16 protein-coding genes are annotated in these 20067 nt (G+C 66.3%); 11 read left to right on the forward strand and 5 right to left on the reverse strand.

The window, feature by feature from the left end:
- The first annotated feature begins 37 nt into the window (after positions 1-37).
- From ACSQ24_RS25820 to ACSQ24_RS25830, 3 genes are read left to right on the forward strand one after another with little or no spacing between them, the layout of a single operon-like run.
- Entirely contained in the window at positions 38-1162 is a 1125-nt protein-coding gene (locus tag ACSQ24_RS25820; RefSeq protein ID WP_436097971.1) for a Gfo/Idh/MocA family protein, read from the forward strand.
- 44 nt (positions 1163-1206) lie between these two features.
- Positions 1207-2394, forward strand: a complete 1188-nt coding sequence (locus ACSQ24_RS25825) for a dihydrodipicolinate synthase family protein (RefSeq protein ID WP_436097453.1) — start codon at positions 1207-1209, stop codon at positions 2392-2394.
- A 3-nt stretch (positions 2395-2397) separates the two neighbouring features.
- Positions 2398-3264: a sugar phosphate isomerase/epimerase family protein gene (locus tag ACSQ24_RS25830; protein WP_436097454.1), complete on the forward strand. Its 867-nt coding sequence runs from the start codon at positions 2398-2400 to the stop codon at positions 3262-3264.
- Between the two features lie 126 nt (positions 3265-3390).
- On the opposite strand, the gene ACSQ24_RS25835 is transcribed toward ACSQ24_RS25830, so the two are convergent.
- The 4 genes from ACSQ24_RS25835 to ACSQ24_RS25850 all read right to left on the reverse strand — a co-directional run bounded on the left by ACSQ24_RS25835 (position 3391) and on the right by ACSQ24_RS25850 (position 8593).
- Complete coding sequence (locus tag ACSQ24_RS25835) at positions 3391-4050, reverse strand: TetR/AcrR family transcriptional regulator (RefSeq protein WP_436097455.1); 660 nt, start codon at positions 4048-4050, stop codon at positions 3391-3393.
- A gap of 102 nt (positions 4051-4152) precedes the next feature.
- A complete protein-coding gene (locus ACSQ24_RS25840) occupies positions 4153-5136 on the reverse strand; it encodes a Bug family tripartite tricarboxylate transporter substrate binding protein (RefSeq protein ID WP_436097456.1) in 984 nt (327 codons plus the stop codon).
- A 796-nt stretch (positions 5137-5932) separates the two neighbouring features.
- Complete coding sequence (locus ACSQ24_RS25845; RefSeq protein WP_436097457.1) at positions 5933-6871, reverse strand: SMP-30/gluconolactonase/LRE family protein; 939 nt, start codon at positions 6869-6871, stop codon at positions 5933-5935.
- A 15-nt stretch (positions 6872-6886) separates the two neighbouring features.
- The gene (locus ACSQ24_RS25850; protein ID WP_436097458.1) at positions 6887-8593 is read right to left on the reverse strand and encodes an IlvD/Edd family dehydratase; all 1707 of its coding nucleotides are present in this window, start codon (positions 8591-8593) and stop codon (positions 6887-6889) included.
- A gap of 193 nt (positions 8594-8786) precedes the next feature.
- On the opposite strand from ACSQ24_RS25850, the gene ACSQ24_RS25855 reads away from it, so the two are divergent.
- From ACSQ24_RS25855 to ACSQ24_RS25890, 8 genes are read left to right on the forward strand one after another with little or no spacing between them, the layout of a single operon-like run.
- Positions 8787-10058: an ABC transporter substrate-binding protein gene (locus ACSQ24_RS25855; RefSeq protein ID WP_436097459.1), complete on the forward strand. Its 1272-nt coding sequence runs from the start codon at positions 8787-8789 to the stop codon at positions 10056-10058.
- Positions 10059-10062: 4 nt separating this feature from the next.
- On the forward strand, positions 10063-11025 hold the full coding sequence (locus ACSQ24_RS25860; RefSeq protein ID WP_436097460.1) for a carbohydrate ABC transporter permease: 963 nt from the start codon (positions 10063-10065) through the stop codon (positions 11023-11025).
- Between the two features lie 2 nt (positions 11026-11027).
- Positions 11028-11867 (forward strand): carbohydrate ABC transporter permease, encoded by an 840-nt coding sequence (locus tag ACSQ24_RS25865; RefSeq protein WP_436097461.1) that lies wholly within the window; start codon positions 11028-11030, stop codon positions 11865-11867.
- Positions 11868-11882: 15 nt separating this feature from the next.
- Positions 11883-13037 (forward strand): ABC transporter ATP-binding protein, encoded by a 1155-nt coding sequence (locus tag ACSQ24_RS25870; protein ID WP_436097462.1) that lies wholly within the window; start codon positions 11883-11885, stop codon positions 13035-13037.
- Positions 13034-14041 (forward strand): Gfo/Idh/MocA family protein, encoded by a 1008-nt coding sequence (locus ACSQ24_RS25875; protein WP_436097463.1) that lies wholly within the window; start codon positions 13034-13036, stop codon positions 14039-14041. The genes ACSQ24_RS25870 and ACSQ24_RS25875 overlap by 4 nt, the downstream gene beginning before the upstream one ends.
- Entirely contained in the window at positions 14041-14766 is a 726-nt protein-coding gene (locus tag ACSQ24_RS25880) for a GntR family transcriptional regulator (RefSeq protein ID WP_436097464.1), read from the forward strand. The genes ACSQ24_RS25875 and ACSQ24_RS25880 overlap by 1 nt, the downstream gene beginning before the upstream one ends.
- A 7-nt stretch (positions 14767-14773) precedes the next feature.
- Positions 14774-15559, forward strand: a complete 786-nt coding sequence (locus ACSQ24_RS25885) for an SDR family oxidoreductase (RefSeq protein WP_436097465.1) — start codon at positions 14774-14776, stop codon at positions 15557-15559.
- 10 nt (positions 15560-15569) lie between these two features.
- The gene (locus ACSQ24_RS25890) at positions 15570-16502 is read left to right on the forward strand and encodes a dihydrodipicolinate synthase family protein (protein ID WP_436097466.1); all 933 of its coding nucleotides are present in this window, start codon (positions 15570-15572) and stop codon (positions 16500-16502) included.
- A 167-nt stretch (positions 16503-16669) separates the two neighbouring features.
- Here ACSQ24_RS25890 and ACSQ24_RS25895 read toward each other — a convergent pair whose 3' ends face one another.
- Positions 16670-20059, reverse strand: coding sequence for a molybdopterin-dependent oxidoreductase (locus ACSQ24_RS25895; protein WP_436097467.1), 3390 nt, complete (start codon positions 20057-20059; stop codon positions 16670-16672).
- Positions 20060-20067 lie beyond the last annotated feature (8 nt).

A 20067-nucleotide genomic window follows, 5' to 3' on the forward strand; every position in this document is an offset into this window, starting at 1 on the left:
AGGACTGCTCGTGCCAGCCAAGACACTCGGCATCGTCATGAATGGCGTGACCGGCCGCATGGGGATGAACCAGCATCTCATCCGCTCCGTGGTCGCGATCCGCGCTCAGGGAGGCGTTCCGCTCTCCGACGGATCGCGCGTCCAGCTCGACCCGATCTTGATCGGTCGCAACGCCGAGAAGGTCGAGGGTCTCGCCAAGGCACATGGCATCGAGCGCTGGAGTACCGATCTCGACGCTGCAATCGTCGATCCGCGCAATGAGATCTTCTTCGACGCGGCCACGACCCAGATGCGGCCGACATTGCTGCAAAAGGCGGTCGCCGCCGGTAAGCACATCTATTGCGAGAAGCCGATCGCAACCAATCTCGACGAGGCGCTGAGCATTTGCCGCTTCGCCAAGGAGAAGGGCGTCAAGACCGGCACCGTGCAGGACAAGCTCTTCCTGCCCGGCCTGATGAAGCTGCGCTCGCTGCGCGATTCCGGCTTCTTCGGCCGGATGCTCTCCGTTCGCGGCGAGTTCGGCTATTGGGTGTTCGAAGGTGACTGGCAGGCGGCGCAGCGGCCGTCCTGGAACTACCGCGCCGAAGATGGCGGCGGCATGATTCTCGATATGGTCTGCCACTGGCGCTACGTGCTGGACAATCTGTTCGGTGAGGTCGAGGCCGTGAGCTGCCTGGGCACGACCGACATCCCGGAGCGCGTCGACGAGAACGGCAAACGTTACAAGGCAACCACCGACGATACTGCCTATGCCACGTTCCAGTTGGCGGGTGGGGTGATCGCTCAGATCAATATGAGCTGGGTGACGCGTGTCTATCGCGACGACCTCGTCACCTTCCAGGTCGACGGCACACTCGGCTCGGCCGTGGCTGGCCTGCACGACTGCGTCATCCAGCCACGCCACGCCACGCCACGCCCGGTCTGGAACCCCGATCAGCGGCAGAGCATCGACTTCCGCAAAACCTGGATGACGATGCCGGACAACGCGACCTACGACAACGGCTTCAAGACCCAGTGGGAGATGTTCATCCGCCACGTGGTCGAGGACACGCCCTATCCGCATACGCTGATCGAGGGCGCGAAGGGCGTCCAGCTCGTCGAATGCGCGCTGCAGAGCTGGAAGGAGCGTCGCTGGATCGACGTGCCGAAGCTGACGCTCTGACCCGCGCGCTGAAGCCGGATTGGCAAGTACGAGGATCGAACGCCATGCACGACACGCCTCACCTGACGGCCACGGTCACTCTGCCGAAGGCCGACCGCACTACTGAGCTCTACGCGCTCGGCGAGCCGATGCCGCGCGCGCCGCGCTCGGGCAAGCCTTTCAACCGGTTGGCGCTCGCGGCGGCGCATATGGTCGCCGATCCCTTCGCCGACAACGATCCCTGGCTCAAGGCCGCGCCGGACTGGGACAAGACGCTGGCCTATCGCGAGTATCTCTGGGACCTGGGGCTCGGCCTCGCCGAAGCGATGGACACCGCCCAGCGCGGCATGGGGCTCGACTGGCCGCTGGCGCTCGAACTGATCAAGCGCTCGACCGCGCTGGCCCGCAGCAAGTCCGGCGCCGTGATCTTCTCGGGCGCCGGCACCGATCATCTCGATCCGGCCGAGGCGCGCTCGATCGACGATGTCATCAAGGCCTATGAGACGCAGTTCGAGGCGATCGAGGCCGTTGGCGGCCGCATCATCTTCATGGCCTCGCGGGCGCTCGCCCGCGTCGCGAAGGGCCCGGACGACTACGTCAAGGTCTATGACCGCATCCTGTCGCAGGCGCGGGAGCCGGTGATCATCCACTGGCTCGGCGACATGTTCGATCCTGCGCTCCGCGGCTACTGGGGTACACATGACCTGGATGCCGCGATGGATGTCGCCATCGGCGTCATCAATGCAAATGCCGCCAAGGTCGATGGCGTCAAGATCTCCCTGCTCGACAAGGAGAAGGAGGTCGCAATGCGGCGCCGGCTGGAAAAGTCGGTGCTGATGTATACCGGCGACGATTTCAACTACGCCGAGCTGATCGCCGGCGACGAGCAAGGCCACTCGCACGCGCTGCTCGGCATCTTCGATGCGATCGCTCCCGTTGCCGCGACAGCCCTGGCGGCGTTGACCGATGGCGACCTCGACGGCTTTCACGCTGCCTTCGGCCCGACCGTGCCGCTCTCGCGCCATATCTTCCAGGCGCCGACGCGGTTCTACAAGACCGGCATCGTCTTCATCGCCTATCTGAACGGGCACCAGGACCACTTCACCATGCTCGGCGGTCAGGAGAGCACCCGCTCGATGCTGCATTTGGCCGAGCTTTTCCGCCTCGCCGACAAGGCCGGCCTGTTCCACGATCCGCACCAGGCGGCAACTCGCATGGGCCGTGTCATGGCGACCTACGGTATCGGAGCCTAGTCCATGCGGGATTTCTCGCGTGACCACGCTTGGCTATCGATCAACACGGCAACCATTCGCAAGCAGGGCGATCTGCTGCAGATCTCCGAGGCCTGCGCCAGGCATGGGATCCGCGCCATTTCGCCCTGGCGCGACCAGGTCGCTGCCGTCGGGCTGGATGCGGTCAAGGCTGCGGTCCGGCGGCACGGCTTCAAGCTCTCGGGCTATTGCCGCGGCGGCATGTTCCCGGCCGATGCGTCAAAGCGGCAGGAGGCGCGCGACGACAACCGCCGCGCCGTCGACGAGGCTGCGACGCTCGATGCCGCCTGCCTCGTCCTCGTCGTCGGCGGCCTGCCGCATTATTCGCGGCCGGGCTCGGCCGTCTCGCTCGATATCGCCCTCGCCCGCACCCAGGTCGAGGACGGCATCGGCGAATTGCTGGATTATGCGAAGTCCGTCGGCATGCCGCTTGCCATCGAGCCTCTGCATCCGATGTATGCGGCCGACCGCGCCTGCGTGAACACGCTCGGTCAGGCGCTCGACATCTGCGACAGGCTCGATCCGGAGAAGACCGGCGCGCTCGGCGTCGCGCTCGACGTCTATCACGTCTGGTGGGATCCGGAGCTCTATGCCGGTATCAGACGGGCGGGCCTTGCCCGGCTGCTCGCCTTCCATGTCTGCGACTGGCTGGTGCCGACGCGCGATCTTCTGCTCGACCGTGGCATGATGGGCGATGGCGTCATCGAGATCCGCAAAATCCGCCAGGCTGTCGAGGCCGAAGGCTTCGCCGGCTTCTCGGAGGTCGAGATCTTCTCCGAGGCGGATTGGTGGACGCGTCCGATGGACGAGGTCCTGCCGACCTGCATCGCGCGGCACAGATCGGCGGTCTGAGACGACGCCTGGAACACCGCGCGTCCTGCCGGACGCGGTAACAGGAGTCTATCTATTTGTTATTACATCGGATTTGCTCGAAGCGTGGATTTCACTTCTCGGTCCGATGGCCATAATCACGGGCATTCAGCCCGCGTGTGGTCGCACCGCGTTCAAGACGAAATCGACGACATGCGCGCGCCTGGCCTCCAGGACCTCCGGCTCATCGAATTTAGTCTCGAGGATGACGGAAAGCGTGTAGATGTTGGAGAAGAAGAAATAGCAAGTCCCGATCATCGTGATCCATAACTGCAAGGGGTCCAGGCCCGCGCGGATGGAGCCCGCGGCTTCGCCGCGCGCGATGATCCGGCCTACCGCCTGGATGATCGGCGAGTTGAAGCGGCTCACATGCGCCGACTTCTTCAGGACCTTCGCCTTCTGCAGGTTCTCCGTTGCCAGCAGGTTGATGAAGGTCCGGTCCCGCACGAAGGAATCGAAGCTGAATTCGACGAAGCGCTGCAGCGCGGCCAGCGGCTCCAGGCTGTCGAGCTCGAGCTTCTGCTCGGCGACACGAGCCTTGTGATAGGCGTCCTCGAGGACAGCCAGGTAAAGCAGCTCCTTCGACGAGAAATAGTGGTAGATCATCCGCTTGTTGATCGCTGCCTTCGCCGCGATCTCGTCGGTGCCGGCTCCTTCGTAGCCCTTGCTGGCGAATTCGCGAGCCGCGACGCGCATGATGCGGGCGCGCGTCGCTGCGCTATCGCGGCGGCGGACAGGCTTTTCGGAGACCTCTCCAGCCGCTGTCACGCTATCTGCATCCTTCTTGCGCACGTCGTCACAATGGCCCGGGTTCGATCTGTCTCCCAAGCCATGTGACAAGAAAGCGGAGCCCGGACAAGCTGGATCGCGTCATTCGATCGTGACTTTGGCCGAGCGGATGACCTCGCCCCATTTCGTGACGTCCGCGGCATGCACCTGATGCAGTGCCTGTGGCGAGCGCAGGCTCTCCGGCGGCGGCTCGGCACCCAGCTGCAGGAATTTCTCGCGCGAGGCGGGATCGGTAATGGCCTTGACCAGGGCGCCGTTCAGCTTCTCGATGATCTCGGGTGGCGTCCCTTTCGGAGCAAACAGCGCGTTCCACACGACCATATCGATGCCGCTCATGCCCGCCTCGGTGGCCGTGGGTACGTCCGGCAGGACCGGGGAGCGAGTTGGAGCCAGCACGGCGAGGGGCCTGACGGCATTGGCTTTGACCTGCGACATCAGGCTCGTCACTTGGTCACACAGATAGCCGACCTGACCCGAAACGACATCCTGCAGGGCCGGTCCGGTCCCGCGATAGGGCACGAGGGTGACCGAGGCGCCGACGCGGTTGTTGAGGAGCAGGCAGGCGAGGTGCGAAGTCGAGCCGACGCCGGCATTGCCATTGGTCAACTTGGCCGGGTTCGTCTTCATGTAGCCCGCGAACTCGGTGAGGTTGGTCGCCGGCACCGCATTGTTGGAAACGAGCATGATCGGCGCGGAGGCGGCGATCCCGATCGGTTCGAAATCCGTCAGCGGATTGAAGGTGAGCTTCGGATAGAGTGCCGGCGAGAAGCTCATCGTGCTCATCGGCCCGACCAGAATGGTGTGACCGTCCGGCGCCGCCTTGGCGACGCGTGCCGCTCCGGTCGTCCCCGCTGCGCCCGCGGTGTTTTCGATCACGACCTGCTGGCCCAGCGTGCGCGACATGTGCTCCGCGACGATGCGGCCGACGATGTCGGTTGGCCCCCCGGCCGCGAAGGGCACGACCATGGTGATGTAGCGGTTTGGATAGTTCTGTTGCGCGTGCACCGCCAAGCCGCCGAGCGCAAGCAATGCAGCGGCCGAGAGCGCTGCCTTCCATAGGGACATAGCTTCCTCCTCCGGTTGGGTATTCTTTTCAGGAAGGCTAACGCGCGCTCATCACCGCGTCAATTAAGTATCTAACCAGTGAGATACAAATTGAGGCAGGCTGGGACGGTTGGCAGTGGGCCGGTGGTCGCGAGCTCGCCGCCGGGCCAGCAGACGTCAAGCGTGATCTCGAACCGTATGCCGCGGCTTTTCTGAGTGGCATCGAGCCTTGGCTCGAGGCGGGTGGCAACGCGCAGAGATCGTTTGCTCCATCGACACCACCGTCATCACGCGAAGCTCCCAGCAAGCCAGCACTCAGCACGAGCGACATCTCTAACGGGGAGACCGGTGATCTTTCTAACGTTGGTCTACACGTTCGATTCGCATAAGGTAGGGGACGTCAGCTGCCCGCTCCATCAGTGCTTTTTGACTGAGCGCTGTGTGGTGGGAGCCTGGGAGATTGGCAGCGTCCGGGTATAGCGCGCTGCCAATGCGGCGCATCGTTCAGCACACTCGTCACGGAGCCGACATTCCTGCTCATTCAAGTCGCGGAGGTTCTGAAACAGCTTCGCGACGGTCAGCAACTAGACGAAGGGGCCCCTGCCTGCGAACAATCTGGAGGCAGGCCTATCATTCCTCAAATTTTTCTCGTCATGGGGATCGGGCACGCCAGCAGAGCTGATCTGCGTCAAACTGAAAGTGTGAGGCCCGACAACGGAACAGCCTGGCAGGTCAGGCAGTAGCCGGCCTCGCCATCGAAGTCGATCAAATGCGCAGAGCTGCCATCAAGCGCTTGCCGGCGCAGCTCTCGCATCGCCTAGCCTCCTACGACGCCCTGGGTATTGATGTAGAGAGCATAGAGCGAACGGCTGGCAGCCATGAACAGTCGGTTCCTCGCCTTACCACCGAAGCAGAGATTGGCGCACCGTTCGGGCAGGCGGACGCGACCGATGGCGCGGCCGCCGGCATTGAAGACCATCACGCCATCGAGCTCGTCGCGGCCCATGCCCCAGCCGCACCAGAGATTGCCATCGACGTCGCACCGCAATCCGTCCGGCGTGCCGCCAGGCCCGGCGTCGATGAAGACGCGCTGGTTGGAGAGTCCACGGCCGACGACGTCATAGGCAAGGATGCGGCGGTGCGGGGCGGCGCGGGATTCGACGATGTAGAGCACGCTTTCATCCGGTGAGAAGCAGAGCCCGTTCGGCCCGCGCAGATCCTCCACCACGATCTCGAGCGTGCCGGCGTCCGGATCGAGCCGGTAGACATGCTGGGGCAGCTCCGACTCGGCGCGCTCGCCCTCGTAATGCCCGGCGATGCCGAAGACCGGATCGCTGAACCAGATCGAGCCGTCCGACTTGACCACGACATCGTTGGGCGAGTTCAGCCGCTTGCCGTCGAAACTCTCGGCCAGCACCGTGAGCGACCCGTCCGGCTCGGTGCGGGTGACGCGTCGGCCGCCATGCTCGCAGGTGACCAGCCGCCCGCGGCGATCGCGCGTGTTGCCGTTGGCATAGCCGGAGGGAGCACGGTAGGGCGCAACCGCGCCAGTCTCCTCGTCCCATTTCAGGATGCGATTGTTGGGAATGTCGCTCCATAGCAGGTGACGGGCATCGCCGAACCAGACCGGACCTTCGCTCCAGCGGCAGCCGGTGTAGAGCCGCTCGACGGCGGCGTTGAACAGCCGGTAGCGCTCGAACGAGGCATCCAGGGCCTCGATGGCGGGATCGGGATAGCGCTCGGCAGGCTGCCACATCGTGTCAGCTCCCCGTCAGCCTTTCGGCCGCATCATGAAGTCGAAATCGCAGCCCTCGTCGGCCTGGGTCACGCTGTCATGGAACAGCCGCGCATAGCCGCGCTCGGCCCAGGCGGGGCGAGGAGGCGGCGGCGGCAGCGCCGCGCGGCGGCGGACGAACTCGGCCTCGTCGACCAGGAGCTCGATGCTGCGTGCGGACACGTCGAGGCGGATCATGTCGCCGCTCTCGACCAGGGCGAGCGGGCCGCCATCGGCCGCTTCCGGGGTGATGTGCAGCACGATCGTACCGAAGGCCGTGCCGCTCATGCGCGCGTCCGAGATCCGCACCATGTCCTTGACGCCCTGCCGGCCGAGCTTCTTCGGGATCGGCAGATAGCCGGCCTCGGGCATGCCGGGCGCGCCCTTGGGACCGGCATTGCGCAGGACAAGAATGTCCTCGGCAGTCACGTCCAGAGCGGGGTCGTCGATGCGCGCGGCCATGTCGGCCACGGAGTCGAACACCACCGCGCGGCCGGTATGGGTCAGCAGGCGCGGCGTCGCGGCCGAGTGCTTGATCAGCGCGCCGCGCGGCGCGAGGTTGCCGCGCAGCACGGCCATGGCCCCAACCGGCTTGATCGGGCTCGCGGCGCCGCGGATCACATTCTGGCTCGGCACCTCCTCGGCAGCGGCGACGATCTCGCGCAGCGTGCCACCCGCCACCGTCCTCGCCTCGAGATCGATCAGGGCGCCGAGTTCGCGCAGGAGCTTCGGCACGCCGCCGGCATGGTGGAAATGCTCCATGTAATGCTCGCCCGAGGGCTTGAGATCGACCAGCACCGGCACCTCCCGGCCGATCGCGTCGAAGGTCTTGAGATCGATCGCGACGCCGGCGCGGTTGGCCATGGCGGTGAGGTGGATCAGGCCGTTGGTCGAGCCGCCGATCGCCTGCATCACCACCTGCGCGTTGCGGAAGGATGCGGGCGTCATCAGCTCGCTCGGCTTCGGCCCGCCGCTCACCGCCATCTCGGCGGCGCGTCGGCCGCTCGCCTCGGCGAGGCGCACGCGCTCGGCATGCGGGGCCGGGATCGTCGCGCTCATTGGCAGCGACAGGCCCATCGTTTCGGTGATGCAGGCCATGGTCGAGGCCGTGCCCATCACCATGCAAGTGCCGACCGACGGCGCGAGGCGTCCGTTCACAACCTCGATCTCGGCGGCGTCGATCTCGCCGGCGCGATGCGCGCTCCAGAGCCGGCGGCAATCGGTGCAGGCGCCGAGCACCTCGCCCTTGTGATGGCCCACCACCATCGGGCCGACCGGGATCACGACCGTCGGCAGGTCGACGCTGGCTGCCGCCATGATCTGCGCCGGCAAGGTCTTGTCGCAGCCGCCGATGACGATCACTGCGTCCATCGGCTGAGCGCGGATCATCTCCTCGGTGTCCATCGCCATCAGGTTGCGCAGGAACATCGAGGTCGGATGGGCGAAGCTCTCATGGATCGAGATGGTCGGGAACACCATCGGCATCGCGCCCGCCAGCATGACTCCGCGCTTGGCGGCCTCGATCAGGGCGGGCGCGTTGCCGTGACAGGGGTTGTAGTCGCTGTAGGTGTTGGTGATGCCGACAATCGGCCGGTCGAGCGCGTCGTCGGAATAGCCCATCGCCTTGATGAAGGCCTTCCGCAGGAACAGCGAGAAGCCCGCATCGCCATAGCTCGTCAGGCCCTTGCGCAGCCCTTTGCTCATCTCGTTCCTCCAGCGCCGGTCCGTGCCGGCTGAGTGGAAGCTATCGCTTCGAGCGCAATGATTGTCAATAATGATGCGCTCACTCGACGTTGCGGCAGCAATAATCCGGCAATTCAGAATTATGTTATTGACAATCTGATTTCCCTCGGCCTAGCTGCGGCCAACAAGAAGGTCAACTGGGGAGGAAATCGTGATGACAGTGAGGGCAAGTCTCAACGCCGCCTTGTTCGTGGTCGCCACGGCGAGCGCGGCACAGGCGCAGACCCAGGTCACCATGTGGTCGAACTGGCCGGACGAGCCGGCCAAGAAGGACTGGGTGTCCGCCCGGGTGAAGGAGTTCGAGGACGCCAACAAGCAGTGCTCGGTGAAGCTCAGCTTCATCCCCAAGGCCGACATCTACACGCAGGCGAAGTCGGCTGTGCGCACCGGGCAGGCACCCGACATCTTCTACATGGAGCCGGACCAGCCGGAGTTTCTGGCCGGCGGCTTCCTTGAGCCGCTCGATGCCCATATCGACCTGAAGGGGCTCGAGGACTGGGCAAAGCCGGCCTGGACATCGAAGGGCAAGGTCTACGGTGTTCCGGTCGAGGCCTATACGGTCGAGCTCTATTACAACAAGGATCTGGTGAAGAAGGTCGGCATCGACGTGCCGGCGTCGGCCCAGCTCACCCAGGCGCAGTTCACCGATCTCGTGAAGAAGGGCGTCGCGGCCGGCATCACGCCGGTGTCGCAAGGCGTGGGCGACCGGCCCTTCCCCGGCGGGTTCCTGCTCTACGAGTCGCTCCTGCGCCGGCTCGGCGCCGAGGACTACGGCAAGCTGATGGCGGGCGAGCTCTCCTACAAGGATCCGCGCATCGTCGAGGTGATGGGTTGGGTCAGGGAACTCGTCGATGCCGGCGCCTATCCGAAGAGCTTCGCGACGCTGAAGCTCGGCGAGTCGCATTATTATTTCTACCAGAAGCCCGGCGCGCTGACCTTCCCCGATCCGAGCTGGTTCACCGGCCGCGCCTTCGCCCCGCCGGAGAGCGGCGGCATGCCGACGGACTTCCCGCTCGGCATCATGCAGTTCCCGGCGATGGACAAGGGCGACTGTCCGAGTTGCAAGACCCTCGCGGTCGCCGGCAGCTACGTCCTCTATTCCAAGAGCAAGAACAAGGATTGCGCCGGCGCCTTGCTCAAGTCGATGGCGACCGTCGAGAACGGCACGAAATGGATGGAGCAGGTCTCGCTCCAGACCGGTCTCAAATCCGACCCGGACAAGATCAAGTCGCCGCGCGAGGCATATTTCAAGGAGCTGAACGCGCGGAACACCGGCGTGAAGTACTTCTTCGGCACGCCGCTGTTCCACTATCGGGCGAAATGCGCCGAGACCTATACGCAGGTGATGAACAACGCTTTCCCGGCCAGTCTGATCAGCGTCGCCGACGCGGCTGAGAAGATGGACGCGGCCTGCCTGAAGAAGTGATGCGATGACGGTCCAACTGACCAGCGCAGAGGTTTCGGCAACGGCGCGCGCTTCGGGCGCGCCGCTCGCCCGGAGCTTCTCGGATCCGCGCCGGGCGAGCTTTCCCGTCCTGCTCGTCTTCCTGCTCCCGGCTTTGCTGGTCTATGTCGGGCTGACGGCCTATCCCGCCTTCCGCACGATCTATGACAGCTTCTTCACCATCGAAGGGCTGGAGCGCATCCCGGTCGGCTTGGCCAACTATGCCGCACTGCTGCAGGACGAGACCTTCTGGGTGGCGGTGCGCAACACCTTCATCTGGTCCTTCGTCGCGCCCGTTCTCGACGTGACGACCGGGCTGCTCCTGGCGCTGGCGCTCTATGCCGGCGTGCCTTTCGCGCGCTTCCTCAGGATCGCCTGGTTCACGCCTGTCCTGCTTTCCTATGTCGTCGTCGCGATCCTGTGGATGTGGATCTACAACTACGACTGGGGCGTGGTGAACGTCGCGCTGCGGGCCGTCGGCCTCGACGGCTGGGCCCGCTCCTGGCTGGGCGACCCGAATTTCGCGCTCGCATCCGTGATGGTGACGCATGCCTGGAAATGGGCCGGCTTCAACATGGTGGTCTGCCTAGCGGCGATCCACTCGCTGCCCTCGGAGGTGCTGGAAGCGGCCGAGCTCGACAATTGCGGCTGGGGCGCGAAGCTGCGCCACATCATCGTGCCGATGCTCAAGCCGACGCTGCTGAACCTCTACGTGCTCGCCTTCATCGGCAAGATGAAGGTCTTCGACCTGGTCTGGATCATGACCGGCGGCGGCCCGCTCTGGGCGACCGAGACCGTCTCGACCTATGTCTACAAGCGCGCCTTCAACTGGAACACCTTCGACCTCGGCTATCCGTCGGCGATCGCGACGGTGTGGTTCGGCGTCGTCTGCGCCGCGGTGATCCTCTTGAACAAGGCGTTCAAGTCCAAAGATCGGCTGGAGTACTGACGATGCAGACCCATCGACAGATGCCCCGGCTGTTCGGCCGCGGCGCGCTCGCGCTCGTGATCGGCGCCTACACGGCCTATACGCTCGGCCCGTTCCTGTGGCTCGCGACCATGTCGGTGCGCAACACCGGCGAGATCTCGGCCAATCACTATGCCTGGCCGAGCCCGGTGCGCTGGGAGCAGTTCCGCATCGCCTGGGTCGACTCGAACTTCGCCGCCTATTTCTGGAACTCGGCGCTCGTGGTCGTCACGGCCGTCGCTGTGGTGACGCTGGTCGGGGCGGCGGCGGCCCACGCCCTGGCGCGCTACCGCTTCCGCGGCAACCGCGTGCTCTACGGCATCCTGTTCTCGTCGATCATCTTCCCGCCGCAGATCACGCTGATCTCGCTCTACCAGATCCTGGTCGACTACAATCTCTACAACAGTCTCATCGGGCTGACGCTGGTCTACATCTCGCTGCAGCTGCCGCTGACGGTCTATCTGCTGGAGGGCTTCTTCGCCCGCATCCCGCAGGACCTGTTCGACGCCGCCAAGATGGACGGCTATGGCGACATCGAGATCTTCCGGCGCATCGTCCTGCCGATCGGCATGCCGGCGATCGCGACGACGCTGATCCTGAACTTCATCCAGCTCTGGAACGAGTTCCTGTTCGCCGTCGTGCTGATCACCGATCCCGAGAAGCGCACGCTGCCGATCGGTATCCGCGCCTTCATGGGCGACCACTTCCAGGACATCGGCATGATCGCCGCCGGGGTGATGATCTCGGTCATCCCCGTGATCCTGGCCTATGCCTTCTTCTCCGAGAAGCTGATCCGCGGCATGACGGCCGGGGCGGTCAAGTAGAGGTCAAACACCGATATGGCGATCGTCCAGCTCGACAATATCTGCAAGCGCTATGGCGGCTCCGGCCCCGTGGCTGTCGACAATGTCGACATCACCATCGGCGATGGCGAGTTCATGGTGCTGCTCGGCCCTTCCGGCTGCGGCAAGTCGACGACTTTGCGCATGATCGCAGGGCTGGAGGACATCTCGTCCGGCACGCTCTCGATCGACGGGCGCGTCGTCAACAATGTCCCGGCCAAGGACCGGGACATCGCCATGGTGTTCCAGTCCTATGCGCTCTACCCGCATATGACGGTGGCGGAGAACCTCGCCTTCGGGCTGAAGCGCCGGCGCGTGCCGGCGGCGGAGATCACGCGCCGGGTCGCGGATGCCGCGCAGATCCTCGGCCTGTCGCCATTGCTGGAGCGCAAGCCGCACGCGCTCTCCGGCGGCCAGCGCCAGCGCGTCGCCCTCGGTCGCGCCATGGTCCGCGAGCCGATCGTCTTCCTATTCGACGAGCCCCTCTCCAATCTCGACGCGGCCCTGCGGGTCAACACCCGCAACGAATTGATCCGCCAGCATCACCGCCTCGCCTCGACGATGATCTATGTCACGCACGACCAGGTCGAGGCGATGACCATGGGCACCCGCATCTGCGTGATGAACGGCGGCAAGGTCGCGCAGATCGGCGCGCCGCTCGATGTCTACTGGCATCCGGCGGACACCTTCGTCGCCCGCTTCCTCGGCGCGCCCCCGATGAACCTGTTCACCCTGCCGGTTGCCACGGATGGCGAGCGGATTGGAGGCGAGACCGTCAGCGGGCCGCTTTCCCGCTGGAGCGAGGCGGCACGCGCGCCGCATATGGGGCGCGAGGCGATCTTCGGGGTGCGTGCTGAAGATCTGCATCTCGACGCCGCAGCAGCCGGGGCGGGTGGCGGGAGCATCCGCGGCCGCGTCTTCGCGGTCGAACCGCTTGGCGCCGAAACCCTGCTCGCCGTCGAGACCGAAGGCGGTGTCGAGTGCACAGCGCGCCTGCCGCGCGATGTGACCGCGCGGCCGGGTGAACTGGTCGAGCTGCATTTTCCCGCCTCAGCCGGCTATCTGTTCGACAAGGCAACGGGCAAGGCCATTCCCGCCCAGATCAGCGCCGTCGATGCAGTTCCGCGCCATGCGATCGGGACCGCGCAATGACAAACAGATTGCGCGTCGGGCTGATCGGGGCCGGCTGGGTAACGCAGTATCATCTGCGCGCCTGGGCAGCACTGCGCGACAAGGCCGAAATCGTCGCCATCGCCGACCCGTCCTCATCCGCGCGCTCGGCACGGATGATCGAGTTCGGCATCCCGCAGGGATATGAGAACGCGGCCGCGATGCTGGCGGCAAACGGTCTCGACGCGGTCGACATCGCGGCGCCGCGGGCAGTCCATGCCGAGCTCGCGCGGCTTGCGGCACGCCATGGCCTCGCCATCCTCTGCCAGAAGCCGCTGGCGCCGACGCTGCCCGAGGCGACGGAGCTGGCCGCCGGCCTGCCGCTCGGCACGCGGCTGATGGTCCACGAGAACTGGCGCTTTCGCGCAAGCTACCGCGAGGCGGCCGCCTGGCTCCGCGCCGGAGCCGTCGGCGCGCCTTTCGCGGCGCGGCTGGCTCTGGTCAGCAGCGGGGCGTTGCCGGGTGCCGAGGGACGCTATCCGGCGCTGGAGCGCCAGCCCTTCATCCGGCATGAGCGGCGGATGCTCGTCGCGGAGATCCTGATCCATCACCTCGACACGCTGCGCATGCTGCTCGGCCCGCTCGAGGTCACGGCCTGCAGCATGAACCGGACCTGCCCCGAGCTCAGCGGCGAGGACACAGCGATCGTGCAGCTTCGCGGCGAAGGCGGGCTAGCGGTACAGGTCTTCGCCAGCTTCGCGGCCCATGGTCATCCCGCCGGGGCCGTCGATCGCCTGGAAATCCTGGGACCGAAAGGCGCGCTGACGCTGGAGGGCGGCGAGCTGAGCCTTGCGGGCGCCGCGCCCCGCCAGCAAAGCTTCGACGCGGCTGCGGTCTATCAGGGCTCCTATGACGCGACGATCGCGCATTTCGTTGCGCGCCTCGCCGATGGCAGCCCCTTCGAGACCGGGCCGGAGGACAATCTGCAGACGCTCGCGCTGGTGGAAGACTGCTATCGTCTCGCCGGCCTTCAGGAGATGCGCTGATGCGCGAGCACGACCAGACCATCGCCAGCCTGCCGCGCGACGACGTCGACAAGGTCATCGCGCATCTGGAGGAGGACATCATCTTCGGGCGTCTGGCGCCGGGGGCGCGGCTCACCGAGGACATGCTGATGGCACGCTACGACGCCTCGCGTCATTTCGTGCGGCAGTCGCTGGTCGAGATGGAGCGTCGCGGCATCGTGCGGCGCGAGAAGAATATCGGCGCGACCGTCCGAAGCTACTCGCAGGACGAGGTTCGGCAGATCTACGATGTGCGCGAGATGCTGACGCGTCAGGCCGCGCTGATGATCCCGCTACCGGCGCCGCCCGCTTTGATCGAGCGGCTGCGCGGCCTGCAGGCCGCCTATCGCGAACAGGCCGACCGTCTCGACCTGCGCGGCGTCCACGACGCCAATGACGCCTTCCACATCGCCTTGTTCGAGGCCTGCGGCAATCCTTATCTCGTGCGGACGCTGCAGGACTATATGGACCTGACGCTGCCGATGCGCGCCAAGAACCTGGCGGATGCGGAGGGCCTGCGGCTGTCGATCTCGCAACATGAGCTGATGATCGAGCTTCTGACCGGCCGGGACATCTGGGCCTTCGCCCAGCTCAGCGTCGACCACATGCAATCGAGCAAGGCCGATTATCTTCGTCGCATCGCCGCAGCAACGCGCGAGCAAGCGGAAGAGGAGGGCGCGCCGTTCCGGCAGCGCCGCACGAGGTGAGGATCTCATGGATCTCGGACTGAAGGGCAGGACGGCGCTGGTGCTGGGGGCCGGCGGCGGCCTCGGCGGCGCGATCGCGCTCACCTTGGCGCGGGAGGGGGCTCGGCTGGCGCTTGCCGATCTCGATGCGACGGCGCTGGCGAAGGCCGCCGCGGCGGTGAAGGCGGCCGGCGGCGAGGCGCTTGAACTGGTCTGGGACCTCGCCGACCTGGCCGCGATCGAGCACCATGTCGCGGCCATCGAGGCGCGTTTCGGCGGCGTCGACATCCTGATCAACAATACCGGCGGCCCGCCGCCGACACCCGCGGCAGGACAGGATCCCGCGCTCTGGCAGAAACATTTCCAGGGCATGGTGGTCTCGGTGATCGCGCTGACCGATCGCGTGCTGCCGGGCATGCGAGCGCGCGGCTGGGGGCGGATCATCACATCCACATCCTCCGGCGTCGTCGCACCCATCCCCAATCTCGCCGTCTCGAACGCGCTGCGCCTGTCCCTCGTCGGCTGGTCGAAGACCCTGGCCGGCGAAGTCGCCCGCGACGGCGTCACCGCCAACATCGTCCTGCCGGGGCGGATCGCGACCGACCGCATCCGTTTCCTCGACGAGCAGCGCGCCAAGCGCGAGGGCAAATCCGTGGCGGAGGTCTCTGCGGCCTCTACAGCCTCGATTCCGGTGGGCCGCTATGGCGAGCCGCAGGAATACGCCAATGTCGTCGCCTTCCTCGCCAGCACGGCGGCGTCCTATGTCAATGGCTCAGTCATCCGGGTGGATGGCGGGCTGATCGCCAGCATCTGAAGGACACCCCATGCGCCTGACCCCCGACGCCGCCGGCGTCTTCCCGATCGCGCCGACGCCGTTCCATCCGGATGGCAGCGTCGACTGGACTTCGGCGGAGCGGCTCTTCGAGTTCTATGCCGGCATCGGCTCGGATGGCGTCACCGTGCTCGGCATCATGGGCGAGGCGCCCAAGCTCGAGCCCGAGGAATCGCTCGGCCTGGTCAAGCGCGCCGTGGCGAAGATGGGGGCCAAGCCGATCATCGTCGGCGTCTCCGCCCCGGGCTTCGCAGCGATGCGCTCGCTCGCCCGCCAGGTCATGGAGCTCGGCGCTGGCGGCGTGATGATCGCCCCGCCCACCTCGCTGCGCACCGACGACCAGATCACCGGCTATTACGCGCAGGCCGTCGAGGCGATCGGCACCGACATCCCTTTCGTCATCCAGGACTATCCGCTGACGCTCTCGGTGGTGATGACGCCGGCGGTGATCCGCAAGATCATCCAGGACAATCCGTCCTGCGTGATGCTGAAGCATGAGGACTGGCCGGGGCTGGAGAAGATTGCGACGCTGCGCAGGTTCGAGGCCGAGGGCTCGCTCCGGCGCGTCGCCATCCTCACCGGCAATGGCGGGCTCTTCCTCGATTTCGAGATGGAGCGCGGTGCCGACGGCGCCAATACCGGCTATGCCTTCCCGGAATTGCTGATCGACGTGGTCAACGCCAGCAAGGCCGGCCGCCGCGACGACGCACACGACATCTTCGACGCGCATCTGCCGCTGCTGCGCTATGAGCAGCAGCAGGGTGTCGGCCTGGCCGTGCGCAAATACGTGATGATGAAGCGCGGCATCCTGGCGAGCGACGCGCAGCGCAAGCCGGGCCCCGGCCTCACCGCCGCGGCCAAGGCCGAGGTCGACTACCTGCTCGGCCGCCTGGCGAAGCACGACCCGCGCGCGAAGCTCCTCTAACCTGGTATCTGAAACCAGACTTCGCCCCAGATGGCGAACGAACGCCGCCCCCTGCGCGACTTATCGCTCCGTCACCGCATCTTGCCCGAGGGCTTGAATCGATACTTCACGCCTGCAGCAGTCCCGGCAGCCGTTGCTATGCATTCGTCCGTTGCGCGGTCTCGTGCTCATCTGGCGATGACGAGATCGGACAAGGGGATCGCCTGGCAGGTCAGGCACTGGTCGGGCTCGCCGTCGAATGGGGCAAGATGGGCGAAGCGCCCTTCGACGATCCGAACCATGCAGCTTTCGCATTGCCCGACACGGCAGCCGCTCGGCAGCGGCAGGCCGGCGGTGAGAGCCGCGTCGAGGATCGATCCGGCTGCCGGCGTCCATTCGAAGGCCTGCTGCGTGCCGGCGAGCCTGATCTTGCGCGGCGACAATTGCTTCGGAACCTCGGCCGCCGCAGCAAAGGCTTCGGCGAAGATGTCGAAGCGAGGTACGCCCAGGCGAACGAGCTCCTCGGTCATCAACGCTGTGAACCCCGGCGAGCCACAAAGATAGGCCAGCGGGCGCTGCGTCAACACACCGGCAATCGCGGACAGATCGAGGCGTCCGACCTGATCGAAGCGGCTGCTCTGTCGGTCCATCTGGCTCGGCTGCGAGTAGGCGGTGATCCGTTGCAATGACGGGATCGCGCTGGCGAGCTCATCCAGACGGGCGGAGAACGGGTGCTCGGCGCCGCTGCGGCAGCCGTGCAGCAGATGGATCGGGTGCGCCGGCTGTGGCCGCGCCCGCGCAACAGTCTCAAGGTAGCCGACGAAGGGCGTGATGCCGATGCCGTTGGCGAGCAGGACAACCGGCCGCCCGCTGCGGATGGGAAGCGTGAAGATGCCCGCCGGGGCCTCCAGCAGGACCTCGTCGCCAATGCGCAGACTCTGGACCTCGCGCGACAGCGAGACCGCGGTAGCGGGGCGCGGCGCTGACGGATCCCAGCGCACAGCGACCGAAAGCTCTCCCGGCGTGCTCGACGAGCCGGTCAGCGAATAGGCCCGGGCAGCCATCCCCTCCGGCAACCGCAGGAGAACGTGCTGTCCGGGCAGGAAATCCGGCAGATCGGCGCCATCGCTCGGGCGCAGCGACAATGCGACGGTGGCCAGGGCGATCGGCTGCGTCGCCATCACCCGGAAACGCCGCTTTCCCGACCAGCGACCGCGATTGGCTTCGGGTAGAGCCTCGATATCGCAGGTCACCGCGCGCAACGGCACCGAGCCGCTGACCGGGTCGCGCTGCTCGTCCGAGAGAACGGCGTTGACGTTGCCGGTGTCGTCGCCCTCGATCGGTCCGCCGTCACGCCCGAGCGGCTCGCAGGCCTCCCACCAGCCGAATTCGGCGACGACCGTGCGTTCATCCAGAGCAGGGTTGATGCGTACGCGCAGCCGGGCGGTTCCGGCCCTCGTGCGCAGCCGGGCCCAGTCACCGGCGGCGAGGCCGCGTGCCGCCGCCAGGGCAGGGCCGATTTCGAACGAAGGATCCGGGGCCTTGCGGCGCAAGGACGCGACATGGCGGTGCGAGGTGTGGACGAAAACGCCGCTCTTGGCTGTCGTCAGCACCAGAGGGAGCGCCCCGGGCGAGGCCGGCCCATCGCCAGGTTCCACGAAGCCGGGAAGCGAATCATAGCCGTGCTCGCGAAGGCGTGCGGAGTAGAGCTCGACCCGCCGGGTCGGTGTCTGGAAGCCGCATATCGTGCCGTCTTCGACCGCGGCGGCGAACTTGCGATAAGCGAAGGACTGCGGGAACCGGATGCCGTCCGGCCGCTCGCGCAGGTCGTCCACACTGACGCCGAGGGGCGCGAGCTGATGGTTCCAGCCGGCGACGATGTCGCCGCCGAAAAGGCTGTCGCCCAGCCCCATGCGGGTGGCGAGCGCCATGACGATGTCGTAGTCGGCGCGGCACTCGCCGAGCGTCGGCAGCATCTTGCGGCGGAACTGGACGGTCTCGGCCGCCTCCTGCGTGATCTCGAAGCCGATGCGCAGCGCATCGCGCTCCCAGGGCATGCTGACCGGCAGCACGATGTCGGCGCATTCCGCCGTCGGGTTCATGAACATGTCGGCATGGACATGGAATTCGAGGGCGCGCAGCGCCGCGAGATTGCGGCTGGTATCGATCTGCGAGACCGCAAAATTGGTGCCGAAGCTCATCAGGGCACGGACGCGATAGGGCTGCTGCTCCAGCGCGGCGCGGGCGAAGTCGCGCGCCGTGATCCAGCCATGGGCCGGCGGGCCGAGCGGCAACTCGGCGAGCCCGAGCGCCTTCTCCTTCTGCCCCGGCGGCAGGAGCGAGATGTCGTTGATCGCGCGCGCCGGCGGCGGCACCGTCCAGATGTTGCCACCCTTGCGGTCGCAGGAGCCGACCAGGGCGGAGAGGGTCGCGATCGCCCGCTCTGTCATCGTGGCGTTGGTGTGCTGCCCCACCCCCGTCCAGCTGTAATAGGCGAGGCGAGGCGCCCGCAGCAGCAGATCGTAGAATGCGGTGACCTCGACTGGGTCGATCCAGGTCAGCTCCGCCACCTTCGCCAGCGGATAGTCCCGTGCCCGCTCGGATAGCAGAGTGAAGGCCGTCGCCGCCATCAGGCTTCGGCCGTTCCTGGCTTGCAGGCTCCGGCGGCCAAGAAGCTGGACCGAGGCTGCATTCGGCAAGGCCTGGCTGGTGTCATAGGACGCGACGCCACCGTCGGAACGCAGGACGAGGAAGCTGTCCGCCGGCGCGCCATCGATGATTTCGGCCGCCTTGACGAAAGCGCCGCTGGTTTCGTCGATGAGAAGAGGCGCGTTGGTCCAGTTGCGCACGAAGGCGTCGTCATAGCCGCGCGTCTCGATCAGATGATGGATCGCGCCCATGGCCAGCGCGGCGTCGGCGCCAGGCCGGATGCGCAGCCAAAGATCCGCCTGCTGGCCCGAACCGTCCGGCTTCGGGTCGACCACCACGACCCTGGCGCCGCGCCGCCTCGCCTCGGCGATACGACTGGCCTGCGCCAGCCAGGTCCGCGCCGGATTGTGTCCCCAAAGCAGGATCAGCTCGGCGTTGTCGTAGTCGGGTACGCCCAGGCCCCGGCCGAAGGTCAGTGCATGGGCGTAATCCTTGTGCCAGCCGCAGACCTCGACGGCATAGATCAGGTTCGGGCTGCCGAAGCAGCGGATGAAGCGCTCGACCCAGTCATAGCTGTCGACGATCGGCGTGCCGCTGAAGGTCGTCTGCGCGAAGGCGACCGCCTCTGCCCCGGATTCCGCCCGGATCGCGAGCAGCCTTTCAGCGATCTCGTCGAGCGCCTCGTCCCAGCTGATCTCGCGCCAGCGCGGCGGCCCGCCATCCTTCGGGCCGATGCGTCGCAAGGGCCGCGTCAGGCGCTTCGGGCTGTGCACCATTTCGGGCGCGGCGCGACCCTTGGCGCAGAGGGCGCCGCCGGTCGGATGGCTTGGGCGCGGCTCCACGCTGATCATCCGCCCGTTCTCGATCAGGGTGATCGAGCCGCAGCGCGAGCGGCACAGCGTGCAGTAGCCCGGGTGTCTTTCCACCATGATCCGCA

This window comes from Allobosea sp. LjRoot237, from assembly GCF_964253285.1.
GTDB lineage: Bacteria > Pseudomonadota > Alphaproteobacteria > Rhizobiales > Beijerinckiaceae > Allobosea.